The following is a 14,810-nucleotide window of genomic DNA, read 5'->3' on the forward strand; positions in this document are numbered from 1 at the left end:
CTCCGCTGCGATGTGCGGCGCGCGGCGTGTCGTGTGCGGTGTGCGTTCTTCGCTCGTGCCGTGGCCCGGTCAGTCCAGTCCCTCGGCGAGCGCCTTCTCGGTGGCGGCGCGCACGGCGGCCGCGGACTCGGCATCGAGGGGCAGCCGCGGCGGCCGGGTGGGACCGCCGTGCCGTCCGACGATGTCCATCGACGCCTTGATCGCCTGGACGAACTCCGGCTTGGAGTCCCACCGCAGCAGCGGGTGCAGCCGCCGGTAGAGGGGCAGGGCCGTCTCCAGGTCCCCGGAGACCGCGGCGCGGTAGAGCGCGACACAGCCGGCGGGCAGCATGTTGGGGCAGCCCGCGATCCAGCCGACCGCACCGGCCAGGGCGAGTTCCAGCAGGACGTCGTCGGCGCCGACCAGCAGGTCGAGCCCGGGGGCCTCCTCAGCGATCTCGTAGGCCCTGCGGACGTCCCCGCTGAACTCCTTGACGGCCACGATGGACCCGTCCGCGTGGAGCTGCGCGAGCAGCCTCGGGGTCAGATCGACCTTGGTGTCGTACGGATTGTTGTACGCGACGACCGGCAGGCCCGCCGCGGCGACTTCGGCGTAGTGCGCACGGACCGCGACGTCCTCGCACGAGTAGCCGTTGGGCGGCAGCAGCAGGACGGAGCCGGCGCCCGCCTCCGCGGCCTGGTCGGCCCGGCGGCGCGACTGGGCGCTGTCGTAGGCGGAGACCCCGGGCATGACCCTGGCGCCGTCCCCGGCGGCTTCGACCGCGACGCGCACCACTTGGTCGCGCTCCTGGTCCGTGAGGGTCTGGTACTCCCCCAGCGAGCCGTTGGGCACCACCCCGTCGCAGCCGGCGTCCACGAGGTCGCGCACATGGGCCGCGTACGCGTCGAAGTCGATGGACCGGTCGTCGCGCAGGGTGAGCGGGGTGGCGACCATGACGCCTCGCCAAGGACTGTTCCGAGCAGCGGAGTTCGTCGACATCTGGGCTCCTTAAAGGTGTGACATGACATGAACCGGCGAAGGAGAAAGAGAAGGCCGAGGTCCCGGAGGGGACCGGGAGACGTGCGCGCCGCGGGGCTTCACACGTCCTCGGGGCGGGCCGCACGGGCGAGCGTGGAGAGCGGGACCGGGCAGGCGAGCGGACGGCGGTCGGGGGATCCGGCCTCCGCGGCGCAGCCGGCCAGTCCCCGGACCGCGAATCCGCACATCCGGCCCTGGCACCAGCCCATCCCGGCCCGGGTGAGGAGCTTGACCGTACGGCTGTCCCCGGCACCGAGGTCGTCGACCGCCGTGCGGATCGCGCCGGCGGTGACCTCCTCGCAGCGGCAGACCTCCGTGTCCGCGGCGAGCCACTCGGTCCAGCCGGGTCCGGGCCGGTGCACGGCGCCCATCAGCTCGGCGAACGCGCGCATCCGCCGCCGGGCCCGGCGCAGCGCCGTCGCCCGGTGCGGGTCCCGGCCCCGCGTCCCGTCCCGTGCGTCACCGAGCGCCGAGAGGGCCGCCAGCTCCCCCTCGGCCAGCGCGAGGTGCACGCCGCCGATGCCGCCCGTCTCGCCCGCGGCCCAGACGCCGGGCACGGTGGTGCGCAGATCCTCGTCGAGCACCAGCGCGGCCGACCCGTCCGCGCCGCACCGGGTCGCGCAGCCCAGACCGACGGCGAGGTCCAGCTGGGGCACCAGTCCGTGGCCGACGGCCAGCGTGTCGCAGTCGATACGGCGCCCGGTCCCGGGCAGCGGACGCCAATCGCGGTCCAGGCGGCTGACGGTGACGCCTTCCACCCGGTCGGTGCCGTGCACGGCGGTGACCGCGCGGTGCGTCAGCACCCGCACCCGGTTGCGCGCCAGCGCCGCGCCGTGCCGTACCCCCTCCCGGAGCCGGCCGGGGTCGGCGGCCAGCACGCGGGGAGCGCGTGCGTACGCCCCGTATCCGGCGGCCTCCACCAGCGCGGGCACCCGGGCGCCGGCCCGCGCCAGGGACACCGCGACGGCCTGCAGCAGCGGCCCGCTGCCCGCGACGACGATGCGCCGTCCCGGCAGCACCAGTCCCGACTTGAGCATGGCCTGCGCCCCGGCCGCGCCCACGACACCCGGCAGGGTCCAGCCGGGAAAGGGCAGTTGCCGCTCGTGGGAACCGGTTGCGATCAGCAGCCGGCGTGCGCGCAGCGCGGCCGAACCCGCGCCGTCGGGACCGGTGACGGCGTGCAGGGTCCAGTCGGTCCCGGTCCGCTCGACGGCCCACACCTGATGCCCGGCGAGGTGGCGGATCCGCCCCGCCTCGCGGTGCCGGTCGAGACGGTCCCTCAGTCCGGCGAACCGCGCCCAGCCGTGGTGCAGCGCCTCGGGCCGGGTGGCGCCGAGTCCGGGGGCCGGGGCACGGTAGTACTGGCCGCCGGGCGCGTCCGCCGCGTCGAGCAGGACCACATCGAGTCCGCCGTCGGCCGCGGTGACCGCCGCGGCCAGTCCGGCCGGTCCGGCGCCCACCACCGCGAGTTCGGTGAAGGGCGGCGCGGCCGCGGAGTCGGGGGGCTCAGTGGCGGAGACCGGCATGTCCGTCCCCCTCCTGGGTGGTGACCACGTCGCCGGGGCGGGCGGGCAGCAGACAGGCCCGCCGGCCGGGGATCCCGTTCACGGTGACCAGGCAGTCGAAGCAGGAGCCGATGCCGCAGAAGGCGCCGCGTGGGCGTCCGTTCACCCTGGTGGTGCGCCACGTGAGGACGGAGGCCGCCCAGAGGGCTGCCGCGATGCTCTGACCGGGCAGCGCGGGGACCGGGCGGCCGTCGAAGGTGACCTCGAACCCCGGCCCGGACTCGGCACCGGCCACACCGGCCGGGGTACGGGCGGCGGTGCGCCTACGGATACGTATCACCAGGGCTCCTGTCTCGGTGATCGGGCGGTCGGGCCGGCAGCGGGCTGCTCGGGGCGTACGACGTCGCGGGCGGCGGTTCACCGCCCGGTTCCCGGCGTCATGTCGAACCGGTCGGGCCGGAACGGCTCGGGATCGATGGCGGGGGTCTCGCCGCGGATCGCCGCGATGACCAGCGCCGCCGTCGCGGGCGCCAGTCCGATCCCCGCGCCCTCGTGGCCGCAGGCGTGGAAGAGGCCCGGAACCCGGCGGTCGGGTCCGATCGCCGGGAGGTGATCGGGCAGGTAGGGGCGGAACCCGTGGTAGGCGCGCAGCACGCGGGCCGTCCCGAGTACGGGAAAGAGCGCGGCCGCCGCGGCGGCCAGCCGGCTGATCACCGGCACGGACAACGTACGGTCGAAACCGACCCGTTCGCGGCTGGCGCCGATCAGTACGGGCCCCGACGGCGTCCCCTCCACGACGGGCGAGGTCTGCAGCGCGGCCGACGCGCTGGACACATCGGCCACGTACTCCGCCGCGTACACCTTGTGCCTGATCAGCGGTGGCAGCGGCTCGGTCACCAGGACGAACCCGCGCCTGGGCAGCACGGGCAGTTCGACCCCCGCCAGCGCCGCCAGCTCGCCGCCCCGGACGCCCGTGGCGTTGACCACCGCGGGAGCGAGCAGATCGCCCCGGCCGGTCCGGACGCCGCGCACCGCACCCGTCGGTCCTCTCAGCACGGCCGTGACCGCCTCCCCGAGGTGGACGGCGGCTCCGGCGTCCCGTGCGGCGCGCACCAAGTGGGCTGCTGCCAGCGCGGGTTGAACCTGCGCGTCCTGCGGATAGAGGACTCCGCCCGCGAGGCCGGGCGCGAGGTGCGGCTCCAGTGCCGGCAGCTCGTGCGGAGCGACCGGGGAGGTCCGTACCCCCGCCTCGGCCTGCCCGGCCGCCGTCGCGGTCAGGGTGGCCAGCGACGACTCGTCCGCTGCGACCACCAGACCGCCCTTCTGCTCGAACTCGATCGCCGATGGCAGCACTTGGGAGAGTTCGTGCCAGAGGGACGCGGAGAGCAGTGCGAGGTTCAGCTCCGGACCCGGCGGCTTGTCGGAGACCAGGAGGTTCCCCTCCCCCGCCCCGGTGGTGCCACCGGCGACCGGTCCGCCGTCCACCACCGCGACCGCGAGTCCGGACCGGGCTGCGTAGTAGGCGCAGGCGGCGCCGACCACTCCGGCCCCGACCACGACAACGTCCAAAGGCTGTCTCGTGAACACATCAGTAATATGTCACATTGCTCAGAGGGTGCCAAGAGGTCGTCATCACGCCGAATATGACGTGTTGTCAGACCGGGTCCACCCCCTCACGACCGGCGGATTCGGCGGCCGGTGACCCGTGATGGGTGGATGCCCCCCATCGGGGAATGCAAGCCCTCGACCGCGCGGGGTGCCGACGACGAGGAGCGATATGCACGACGACAGCACACTGGTGGAGGGCCGGCTGGAGCGGGCCCTGCGCCAGTTCATCCGCCCCGCCGAGTACGCGGCGCGGATCCCGCTCACGCTGGCGGTGTGGCATGCACCGGGCGAGCCCGTTCCGGTGGCACAAGCGCTCGGGGCGCGCTACGAACCGTTCTCGGCCGGGACCGCGTGGGGCAGTCCGTGGACCACCAGCTGGTTCCGGCTCGACGGTGCGGTGCCGCGGGAATGGGCCGGCCGGCGGGTCGAGGTCGTGGTCGATCCGGGCTTCTCCGGTCAGGCGCCCGGCTTCCAGGCCGAGGGGATGCTGTACGACACCGAGGGCATCCCGCTGAAGGGCGTCCATCCCCGCAACCGCCATCTGACCGTCGGCGCACCCGCCGCCGGTGGCGAGCGGGTCTCCCTGTTGCTGGAGGCGGCGGCCAACCCGGCAGTACTGGAACACGGATTCGAGCCGACGCCGCTCGGGGACGTACTGACGGCGGGCGACGATCCGCTCTACCGGTTCACGTCGGCGGATCTCGCCGTGCTGGACGAGGGCGTCTGGCATCTCGTACTGGACATCGAGGTGCTGTCCGAGCTGATGCGGGAGCTGCCCACCGACCGGTCGCGGCGGCACGAGATCCTGCGGGCACTGGAGCGAATGCTCGACGCGCTCGATCTGCACGATGTGTCCGGTACGGCGGCGGCCGGACGGGCCGAGCTGGCCGAGGCCCTGTCCAGGCCCGCTTCGGCGAGCGCGCACCGGATCTCGGCCACCGGGCACGCGCACATCGACTCGGCGTGGCTGTGGCCGCTGCGCGAGACGGTGCGGAAGGCCTCCCGCACCTTCGCCAATGTCACCACGCTCGCCAAGGACTACCCGGAGCTGGTGTTCGCCTGTTCGCAGGCCCAGCAGTACGCCTGGGTCAAGGAGCACCAGCCGCACATCTGGGAGCGGATCGTGCGGGCGGTGGCGGACGGGCAGTGGGAGCCCGTCGGTTCGATGTGGGTGGAGTCCGACGCCAATCTGCCCGGCGGCGAGGCGCTGGCCCGGCAGATCGTGCACGGGAAGCGGTTCTTCGAGCAGGAGCTGGGAGTGGAGACCGAGGAGATCTGGCTGCCGGACTCCTTCGGCTGCACCGCCGCGTTCCCGCAGCTGGCCCGGCTGGCGGGAATCCGGTGGTTCCTGACGCAGAAACTGTCGTGGAACCAGACCGACAGGATGCCGCACCACACCTTCTGGTGGGAGGGCATCGACGGCACCCGGCTCTTCACCCACTTCCCGCCCGTGGACACCTACAACGCCCACTTCCACGGCCTCGAACTCGCCCACGCCGAGAAGAACTTCACGGACAAGGGACGGGCCACCCGCTCCCTGATGCCGTTCGGCTGGGGTGACGGCGGCGGCGGTCCGACCCGGGAGATGATGGAGAAGGCCCGCAGGCTCAGCGATCTGGAGGGGTCCCCGCGGGTCGGGATCGAGAAGCCGTCGGCGTTCTTCGCCGCGGCCGAGGAGGAGTACGGGGCGCAGGCGCCGGTCTGGTCGGGTGAGCTGTACCTGGAGCTGCACCGGGCGACGTACACCACTCAGGCGAAGACCAAGCAGGGCAACCGCCGCAGCGAACACCTGCTGCGAGAGACCGAGTTGTGGGCGACCGCGGCGGCCCTGCGGGCACCCGCGTACCGCTACCCGTACGAGGCGCTGGACCGGATCTGGAAGACGGTCCTGCTCCATCAGTTCCACGACATCCTGCCGGGCTCGTCCATCGCCTGGGTGCACCGCGAGGCCCGTGACACCTATGAGCGGGTGCGCGGGGAACTGGCGGACCTGGTGGCGGAGGCGGTGACGGCGCTCGGTGCGGCGCAGGGCCTGGTGGCTCTCAACTCCTGCCCGTACCAACGCAGTCAGGTCGTCGAGCTGGACGCCGAGGCGAGTGCGGTGCTGCCGTCCGGGGCTCATGCGCAGTCGCTCGGCGAGGGGCGCACCGCGGTTCTCGCCCAGTCGCCGGGGCTCGGCGCGGGGCCGCTGGACGGTGCGGCCGTCCCGGAGCAGGGGGTTTCGGCCGACGCCTGTGCGGACGAGGGGACCGTCCTCGACAACGGGCTGCTGCGCGTCACCGTCGACCGGGACGGGCTGATCGCCTCCGTCCTCGACCTGGCGGCGGGCCGCGAGGTCCTGGTCCCCGGCCATCGGGCCAACCTCCTCCAGCTGCACCCGGACCACCCGAACAACTGGGACGCCTGGGACATCGACGTCCACTACCGCCGCTCACGCACCGACCTGACCGACGCCGAGCTGGTCGAACTGGTGGAGGAGGGACCGCTGCGGGCGGCCGTGCGGGTGGTGCGTGCGTTCGGCGCGTCCAGGATCGTGCAGGAGATCCGGCTGGCCGCGGGGAGCAGGCAGGTCGACATCGAGACCGAGGTGGACTGGCAGGAGTCGGAGAAGGTCCTCAAGGCGGCGTTCCCGCTCGATGTGCACGCCGAACGGTCCACGTCCGAGATCCAGTTCGGCCACGTCCACCGGCCGACCCACGACAACACCGGCTGGGATGCGGCCCGTTTCGAGATCTGCGCCCATCGCTGGCTGCGGGTCGCCGAGCCGGGCTACGGCATCGCGCTGCTCAACGACTCGACGTACGGGCACGAGGTGACCCGGACCCCGCACACAACGGGCCTCGGCACGACCGTACGGCTCACGCTGCTGCGCGCCCCGCACAGCCCCGACCCGGCAACCGACCTCGGCACGCACCGGTTCCGGTACGCGCTGGCGCCCGGCGTGGAGATCACCGACGCGGTCCGGGAGGGGCTGGCGCTCAATCTGCCGCTGCGCGCCGCGGTCGCCCCGGCGGTGCCGTCGGTCGTGGCGACCGGCCATCCGGCGGTGACCGTGGAGTCGGTGAAGCTGGCCGAGGACCGCAGCGGCGATGTCATCGTCCGGCTGTACGAGTCGGCCGGCGGCCGGGCCGACGCGACACTCCGGGCCTCGTTCCCCGTCGTCGCGGCGCAGATCACCGACCTGCTGGAACGGCCGCTGCACGCGGCGGCGGCCGACGCGCACGGCCTCGCCCTGACGCTGCGGCCGTTCCAGATCCTGACGGTGCGGCTGACCCCTGCGTGAGGAACCGCCCCGGCCCGCGTCGGCGCCGTTCGCGGCCGTCGCGGGTCAGGGGCGGGGCATGTTCCGGAGGTTGGAGCGGGCCATCTGGACCATCCGGCCCACTCCGCCGTCCAGCACGATCTTGCTCGCGGAGAGCGCGAAGCCGGTCACCATGTCCGCGCTGATCTTCGGCGGGATGGAGAGCGCGTTGGGGTCGGTGACGACGTCGACGAGGGCCGGCCCCTTGTGCCTGAAGGCGTCCTTCAGGGCGCCTTCGAGCTCCTTGGGCTTCTCGACACGTACGCCGTACGCCCCCGAGGCCCGCGCGATCGCCGCGAAGTCCGGGTTCTTGTTGGTCGTACCGAACGACGGCAGTCCGGCCACCAGCATCTCCAGTTCGACCATGCCCAGCGAGGAGTTGTTGAACAGAACCACCTTCACCGGCAGGTTGTACTGGACGAGGGTCAGGAAGTCCCCCATCAGCATGGTGAATCCGCCGTCCCCGGACATCGAGACGACCTGCCGGTTCCGGTCCGTGAACTGCGCGCCGATGGCCTGCGGCAGTGCGTTGGCCATCGAGCCGTGGCTGAACGAACCGATCACCCGGCGTTTGCCGTTCGGCGACAGATAGCGGGCCGCCCAGACGTTGCACATGCCCGTGTCGACCGTGAACACCGCGTCTTCGTCGGCAAGTTCGTCCAGCACCGATGCCACGTACTCCGGGTGGATCGGGACGTGCTTGTCGACCTTGCGGGTGTACGCCTTGATCACGCCCTCCAGCGCGTCGGCGTGCTTCTTGAGCATCCGGTCGAGGAACTTGCGGTCGGTCTTCGCCTTCACCCGCGGGGTCAGACAGCGGAGCGTCTCGCGGACATCGCCCCAGACCGCCAGATCGAGCTTGGAGCGGCGGCCCAGGTGCTCGGGCCGCACATCGACCTGGACGATCTTCACATCGGTGGGCAGGAAGGCGTTGTACGGGAAGTCCGTACCGAGCAGGATCAGCAGATCGCACTCGTGGGTGGCCTCGTAGGCGGCGCCGTAGCCGAGCAGGCCGCTCATCCCGACGTCGTACGGGTTGTCGTACTGGATCCACTCCTTGCCGCGCAGCGCGTGGCCGACCGGGGCCTTCACCCGCTCGGCGAACTCCATCACCTCGGCGTGCGCGCCCGCCGTCCCGCTTCCGCAGAACAGCGTCACCCGTTTGGCCTCGTCGACCATGCGGCAGAGCTTCTCGATCTCCTCGTCGCCCGGCCGCACGGTGGGCCGCGAGGTGACCATCGCGTGCTCGATCGACTTCTCCGGTGCGGGCTGCGAGGCGATGTCGCCCGGCATCGAGACGACGCTGACACCGCCCTGGCCGATCGCGTGCTGGATGGCCGTCTGGAGCAGCCGCGGCATCTGCTGCGGGTTGGAGATCATCTCGTTGTAGTGGCTGCACTCCTGGAAGAGCAGCTCCGGATGGGTCTCCTGGAAGTAGCCGAGGCCGATCTCGCTCGACGGGATGTGCGAGGCGAGCGCGAGCACGGGTGCCATGGAGCGGTGTGCGTCGTAGAGGCCGTTGATGAGGTGGAGATTGCCGGGGCCGCACGATCCGGCGCAGGCCGCCAGTGTGCCGGTGATCTGCGCTTCGGCACCGGCGGCGAACGCGGCCGTCTCCTCGTGTCTGACCTGGACCCATTCCATCCCCGAGTGCCGGCGGATGGCGTCGACCACGGGGTTGAGGCTGTCGCCGACGACCCCGTACAGGCGCTTGACTCCCGCGCGGGCGAGGATGTCGACGAACTGCTCCGACACGTTCTGCTTGGCCATGGGTGCGTGCTCCCTCTGCCTGTTGCTCCGTGCACGTTCGGCTGTCCGGACTCCGGGGCGCGAAACCCCGGCCGGACGGGTTCCCCCGAAGTCCATCAACCCATGGCGCGCGCGGTTACGCCTCCCAGACGCCGACCGCCGTCCGGTCGTCGGCGTAACCCTTGACCCTGAGCTGGGTGTCCGCGAGGAACGCCGCGAGACCCGGCGCCCGGCCGGGTGCCCAGCGCTCGGCGAGCTCATCGGCCAGCGCCGGCTCGTCGCGCAGCGGATCCGCCAGACCGTTGCTGCACAGCAGCAGGGTGTCGCCCGGCCGGGCGACCGAGGCCCGGAACCGGAACGGCTCGGCGGGCGGCGGGACCGGGCTCTCGATGTACGGGGCCGGGGCGGTGGTGATCCCCAGGTCCATGGTCAGCCGCTCGCCGTCCGGCCCGCTCTCGGGGGACGACGCCGAGCCGAAGCCGACCACCCCCTCCCCGGCGAGTTCGCCGGGGTGCGGAACCTCCGGTTCGAGGTCCTGCCAGCTGCCGTCGCGAAGCCGGAAGAGCCCTCCGCCGCCGACGCCGAAGAAGACCCGGGTGCGGCAGTCGGGGTCGGCGGACAGCAGGAGGCAGCGCAGGCCCGCCGTGTACTCGTGCGCTTCGAGTCCGAGTTCGGCGGCGCGGGCACGGAGTTTGCCGTAGCTGCGGTCGGCGAGCCGGTGCAGGCCCGATTTGAGTGCGCCGCGGCGGCCCGCCCGTATGTCCTCGGAGAGCCGGGCATGGCTGCGTCCGACAGCCTCGCCGATCCAGCGGCAGGCATCGGCGGCGGCCGGATGCACGCCCTCGGCGGTACGGGCGCCGCCCGCGACGGCGACTAGGACGAGGGCGCTCTCGGCGGCGCCGAAGCGCACGGTGACCAGCGCGTCGCGCCGGGGCTCGCCCCGGAACCGTGCGGAGTCACCGCGCACGGAGGCGGCCCGCAGGGTGTACGTGCCGTAGCTGGCGCCGTCGAGCACGGTGTCGGCGACGAGGGCGTGGATCTCGCGCGGGTCGGTGGCGGGCAGCGCGGTGGGCTCGGCGTCGTACGTGGGCGGCCGGGCGCCCACGTACGAGGCGGGGCGGGGCGCTTGCGCCACGTGGGGTGCTTCCGCCCCGGCGATAGGGGCCGGGACCTCCACGTCCTGGCCGGGCGGCAGGTTCTGCGGGACACGGGGATCGGCGAGGGGAGGCGGGGGCGGCACGGGCGCCGGTTCGGCGGGCGGCGGCGGCGCTGCCGGTACCGGGCCCGCGAAGGTGCGGGGCCCGGACACACCGGCCGGGGGCTCCCAAGGAGCGCGTTCCGACTCCTCGCGCGGCGGCGGTGGAGCCGGGGGCGGAACGGGCGGGGTCTGCGCCGTCCGGACGGCCTCCGGCGGCGCGACACGCGGCCCGGGCACCGCCGCGGCGGCCTCGTACGCCTCACGGCCGTCGGGCCCCAAGGCGTCCGACGCCGAGTCGAAGCGGTCGTCGAGACTGTCGGCCGCCTGGCTCGCCCCGGCGTCCGGGGCGGATTCGTCGTACAGCCTGCGCCACCAGTCGTCCTCGTGGGCGGCGGGCCTCTCCCCCTGCTGACTCATGCCCATATTGTCGACCGCGGGGGCCCCGGCAAAACGGGTCATCCCGAAAATGTGCCCGAGGCCCGCCGGGAAATAGGTCCGCCGGGCGGCCCCACCCCCCACGGGAAGGACGCCCGGCGGACCGGTCGGGTGATCCGGCGTCAGCGCACGGCGTAGGCGTCGGTCACGGTCTGGACGACGGAGTTGCCCTTGGCGTCCGTCAGTTCGGTCCGCAGGGTGACCGGCTTGCCGGCCGCGTCCGCGTGGTTCACGGTCGCGGTCCAACGGCCGCCCTGCTGTGCGGTGGTGGCCCCGGTCCAGGTCTCACCGGCGTCGTACGAGTACGAGACCTTGACCGCGGTCAGCTTGCCGGGCGTGTAGCCGGCGTGACCCGTGACGCTCAGCCCGATCTTCTGACCGTCCTTCGCCGCGAGGGTCTTCATGCCGTCCGACGGCAGGTCGTAGCCCGGGAAGAGCAGCGCGAGGCCCTGGGAGTAGGCGCTCTCGTCCCGGTGCGAACGGAACTTCCAGGTGGTCTCGGTGGAGGTGGACCGCTTCCAGACCTGCGCGGGGCCGCCGATCTTCGTGGTGAACAGGGAGAGTTCGTACGGTGCGTCCTCGGCCGGAACCGTGAAGGTGCCGAACGGGTAGGAGCTGGTGCCGATCACCTTGCCGCCGCTGGTGAGCCGCATACTGCCGAGGTCACCGAACGACCCCTGGATGCCGGTGTGTTCGCTGTCACCGACGAAGGCGGGGGCGACACCGAGCAGATTGTCCTGGCGCTCGCCGGCCAGTTGCAGACCGCCCGTCGCGTCACGCGGGGCGACCGGGACCAGCACACCTCCGTACCAGTGCTCCGCGCGCTCGGACCCGGCCCGGTAGCTCCGCGCCACGTCGGTCATGGTCTCGCCCCAGGGGAAGCTGGAGGAGAGGTAACGCTGCCAGCTCATGTCGTCGGCGGAGGAGTACTCGGTACGGGTGCCGGGGACGGCGACCGTGTCGAATCCGCCGATGAAGAAGGAGGCGCCGTAGGGGCGGGAGACGGAGAGTGCGTCGACGTAGTCCGCCGCGACGCCCATCGACTCATAGGTGGAGGTGGACCTGGCCAGCTTTCGGTCGCGGACGGTGTACGTACGGTCCGAGGTGACCGGCCCGGTCTCGGGGAAGCCGAGGTTGTAGACGAACGGGCTGTTGGCGGTGGCCTCCCAGCGCAGGGTCACCGGGCCTTCCGCCAGGGCGGCGGTCAGCGCGGCGGCCTCGGAGGTCTCGATGCCGAGTACGGGGACGGGAGCCGGTGCGTAGCCGAACGAGGGCTGCCAGGGACCGGCCGACGGGCGGTGCGCGATGACCGCGGTGGCGCCGGCCGCCTTGGCGTTGCGGGCCAGGTTGTAGACGTTCGATTCGTCGTCGGGGACCTCGACCAGGGCGAGCCTGCCGTTGACCCCGGCGGCCTTCAGCTCCTCGGGGGTGCCGGCGCCCGCGTCGACGAGCGTGGCCTGTCCCTTGCCGTCGAGGCCGGTGGAGCCCCCTCCGGCGCTGCGGGGGTGCAGCTCCGCGCCGCCGACGACCGAGAGGTTCTTGACCAGCGGGGCGTAGGCCCGCCAGAAGCTGTCGAACTCGAAGTCGCCGTCGTGTGCCCGGCCCTGGATGTCGACGAGGTAGTCGTCAATGATGCCGGGGGCGGTCACCGAACCCGCGTGCATCCAGGCGCCGTCCCAGGTACGGCCGAAGGCGAGGGTCGTGGAGCGGGTCTCGCTCGACCGGTCCTCGGTCCTGATCCGGAGCCTGTGCGCCTTGCGGGCGTCGAGCACCAGTGTGGTGTCCTTGGTGACCTTCAGTTCGGGGCGGGCGAGGTAGCCGACCGATCCGACGAGCCGCCCGGTGGCGTCCTTCGGGTTCGGCGACGTGATGAAACTCGAGACGAAGTAGGCGCCGGGGCGCACCCGGTACACCTGGTCGGTCGAGCCGTCGTTGAAGCGGCGCTCGCCGCTCGCGTCGTCGGTGCCGATGAGGTCGAGCGAGGAGGAGCCCGCGGCGGGCCTGCCGGTGCGGTCGATCAGCTTGACGCGCAGGGTGACGGTCTCGGCGCCGACGTACAGCGAGAACGGGGTGGAGACCTTCACCCCGCCGGTGGCGGTGGCCAGGACCCGGCCGGTGACGTCGCCGTACTGGCTGTCCTGGAGGTGCGCGGCCGGGTCGAGCCTCAGCGGGACCTGTGCCGTCCCGCCGGCGGGCACGGTGACGCTGTTCGCGCCGAGTGCGGCGACGGAGGACCGGACGGCCGAACCGTCGTTGCCGGTGACACCCTGCACCTTGAGCGACAGCTTCACCGGCTTGGTGCCCGTGTTGGTGTACGGGACCTGGACGGTGGTGCGGTCGCTCTTGTCCTGCGGCCAGTTGAAGGTGCCACCCTGGACCGCGGGCGCGCCGGTCACGGTCGTGTCGATGGCCGCCTTGACGTCGAGCCGGCCACCGCCGGTCTCACGTACATCACCGGGGATGTCGCTCTTCGCGGACGACACGAGTGCCGCCTTGATCTGCTGTGCGGTCCAGTCGGGGTGGCGTTCCTTGACGATGGCGGCGGCGCCCGCGACATGCGGGGTGGCCATCGAGGTTCCGGACATCGACCGGTAGGCGTAGACCCCGCGGCCGCCTGCCGCGGCGGCCGAGATCGCGACGCCCGGGGCGGCGATCTCGGGCTTGAGGGTGTGCGAGACGATCGCGGGCCCGCGGCTGGAGAACTGGGCGGTGGAGTCGTCCCGGTCGACCGCGCCGACGGTCAGCACGCTGGGCGCGCAGCCGGGCGAGGAGACGGTGTTGAGGGTGGGGCCCGCGTTGCCGGCCGCGATGACGAACAGGGTGTCCTTGCTCTTGCCGAACTCCTCGGCTGCCAGGCTCATCGGGTCGGTGCAGTCGGTCGGGGTGGGGCTGCCCAGGCTCATGGAGACGACGTCGGCCTTCTGGTCGACGGCCCACTGCATGCCCGCGATGATCCAGGAGGAATCGCCCGATCCGCTGTCGTTGAGCACCTTGCCGACGAGCAGGTCCGCGCCGGGGGCGACACCCTTCTTCTTGCCGTCACTGGCCGCGCCGGAGCCGCCCACGGTGGAGAGGGTGTGGGTGCCGTGGCCCTGGCGGTCGTCGGTGGTGTCGGAGTCGGTGAAGTTCTCCGACCCGGTGATCCGGCCCTTGAGGTCCGGGTGTTCGGCGTCGGCGCCGGTGTCCAGGACGGCGACCTTGGTGCCCTTGCCGTCGTAGCCCGCCGCCCAGGCGAGGTCGGCGCGGATCTGCTTGGTGGACCTGTCGAGGCTGGCCTCGACCTTGCGGTCCAGCCAGAGCTTCTTCATTCCGGCGGCGGAGCGGGAGCGGGCGCCGGTGATGTCCGCCCAGAACCCGGCGGCCTTCGCCTTGTCCGCCTTGAGCGCCACACCGTCGATGACCGGGAGGGCGAGTCCGCGCTCGGCGCCGCGCGGGGTGGCGGGCGCGCTGCGGGCGGTGTCCTTGGTGTAGGTGGCGATGAGCGGTACGGAGTCCGCGTGCGCGTCGTCGTAGCCCTGGCGGATCAGCCCGGTGACGTTGAAGAGTTCCTCGTCCACCGTGCCGGTGGCGAGCGCCTTGGCCGCGGTGTCCGGGTAGACGTAGAGGTCCTTGCCGGAGCGGCGGGTCTGCACGAGGGGGAAGGTGCCGTCCTCGCGGGCCAGTGCGGTGGCCGTGGCGTTCCCCGAACTGTCCTTGCTCACCAGCACCTTGTCGCCGGTGACCAGTGTGACGGTGACCGGCTTGCTTCCCCCACCCTCGGCGGCCGCCGCCGCACTGCCGGTCAGCGGTCTCTTCGCGGTCGTGTCGCCCTGTGGCGCTGCCACGGACGGCGCGATCACCGTGACGGCCAGGACCGCGGCGGTGGCCGCTCCCAGTGCCGTACGCGATATCGGACGCATCGCTCTCCCCAAGTGAAACCGGAACAGGCAGTACAAAACACCACGTTCCGGAGGTTGTTGGTGCTGCGGTGGCGCCACATTGGCAGAGGGGCGGGCGG

General features: G+C 72.5%; 8 protein-coding genes. 1 reads left to right on the forward strand and 7 read right to left on the reverse strand.

Annotated elements, in window-relative coordinates:
* Window positions 1-69: 69 nt before the first annotated feature.
* The 4 genes from OG322_RS05810 to OG322_RS05825 form a co-directional block, all read right to left on the reverse strand.
* Window positions 70-978 carry a dihydrodipicolinate synthase family protein gene (locus OG322_RS05810; protein WP_123463491.1) on the reverse strand — a complete coding sequence of 303 codons (909 nt, stop codon included), beginning with the start codon at window positions 976-978 and terminating at the stop codon, window positions 70-72.
* Between the two features lie 98 nt (window positions 979-1,076).
* Entirely contained in the window at window positions 1,077-2,543 is a 1,467-nt protein-coding gene (locus tag OG322_RS05815; protein WP_123463489.1) for an FAD/NAD(P)-dependent oxidoreductase, read from the reverse strand.
* Window positions 2,524-2,862 carry a (2Fe-2S)-binding protein gene (locus tag OG322_RS05820; protein ID WP_123463487.1) on the reverse strand — a complete coding sequence of 113 codons (339 nt, stop codon included), beginning with the start codon at window positions 2,860-2,862 and terminating at the stop codon, window positions 2,524-2,526. The genes OG322_RS05815 and OG322_RS05820 overlap by 20 nt, the downstream gene beginning before the upstream one ends.
* A gap of 77 nt (window positions 2,863-2,939) precedes the next feature.
* Entirely contained in the window at window positions 2,940-4,109 is a 1,170-nt protein-coding gene (locus tag OG322_RS05825) for an NAD(P)/FAD-dependent oxidoreductase (protein WP_123463485.1), read from the reverse strand.
* Between the two features lie 190 nt (window positions 4,110-4,299).
* Here OG322_RS05825 and OG322_RS05830 point away from each other — a divergent pair, with 190 nt between their 5' ends.
* Window positions 4,300-7,413: an alpha-mannosidase gene (locus tag OG322_RS05830; RefSeq protein WP_329306138.1), complete on the forward strand. Its 3,114-nt coding sequence runs from the start codon at window positions 4,300-4,302 to the stop codon at window positions 7,411-7,413.
* Window positions 7,414-7,458: 45 nt separating this feature from the next.
* On the opposite strand, the gene OG322_RS05835 is transcribed toward OG322_RS05830, so the two are convergent.
* From OG322_RS05835 to OG322_RS05845, 3 genes are all read right to left on the reverse strand, one after another.
* Window positions 7,459-9,201, reverse strand: a complete 1,743-nt coding sequence (locus tag OG322_RS05835; protein ID WP_123463481.1) for a pyruvate dehydrogenase — start codon at window positions 9,199-9,201, stop codon at window positions 7,459-7,461.
* A gap of 115 nt (window positions 9,202-9,316) precedes the next feature.
* Window positions 9,317-10,795, reverse strand: coding sequence for a protein phosphatase 2C domain-containing protein (locus tag OG322_RS05840; RefSeq protein WP_329306139.1), 1,479 nt, complete (start codon window positions 10,793-10,795; stop codon window positions 9,317-9,319).
* A 140-nt stretch (window positions 10,796-10,935) separates the two neighbouring features.
* Entirely contained in the window at window positions 10,936-14,712 is a 3,777-nt protein-coding gene (locus OG322_RS05845) for a S8 family peptidase (RefSeq protein ID WP_329306140.1), read from the reverse strand.
* Window positions 14,713-14,810: the final 98 nt, after the last annotated feature.

The sequence above is a fragment of the Streptomyces sp. NBC_01260 genome (assembly GCF_036226405.1).
In the GTDB taxonomy this organism is placed as follows: domain Bacteria; phylum Actinomycetota; class Actinomycetes; order Streptomycetales; family Streptomycetaceae; genus Streptomyces; species Streptomyces laculatispora.

What these genes read in the sequence shown, in the direction of transcription:
- OG322_RS05810 (WP_123463491.1), bottom strand. Translation starts at nt 978, where the DNA reads ATGTCGACGAACTCCGCTGCTCGGAACAGTCCTTGGCGAGGCGTCATG.
- OG322_RS05815 (WP_123463489.1), bottom strand. Translation starts at nt 2,543, where the DNA reads ATGCCGGTCTCCGCCACTGAGCCCCCCGACTCCGCGGCCGCGCCGCCC.
- OG322_RS05830 (WP_329306138.1), top strand. Translation starts at nt 4,300, where the DNA reads ATGCACGACGACAGCACACTGGTGGAGGGCCGGCTGGAGCGGGCCCTG.
- OG322_RS05835 (WP_123463481.1), bottom strand. Translation starts at nt 9,201, where the DNA reads ATGGCCAAGCAGAACGTGTCGGAGCAGTTCGTCGACATCCTCGCCCGC.
- OG322_RS05840 (WP_329306139.1), bottom strand. Translation starts at nt 10,795, where the DNA reads ATGAGTCAGCAGGGGGAGAGGCCCGCCGCCCACGAGGACGACTGGTGG.
- OG322_RS05845 (WP_329306140.1), bottom strand. Translation starts at nt 14,712, where the DNA reads ATGCGTCCGATATCGCGTACGGCACTGGGAGCGGCCACCGCCGCGGTC.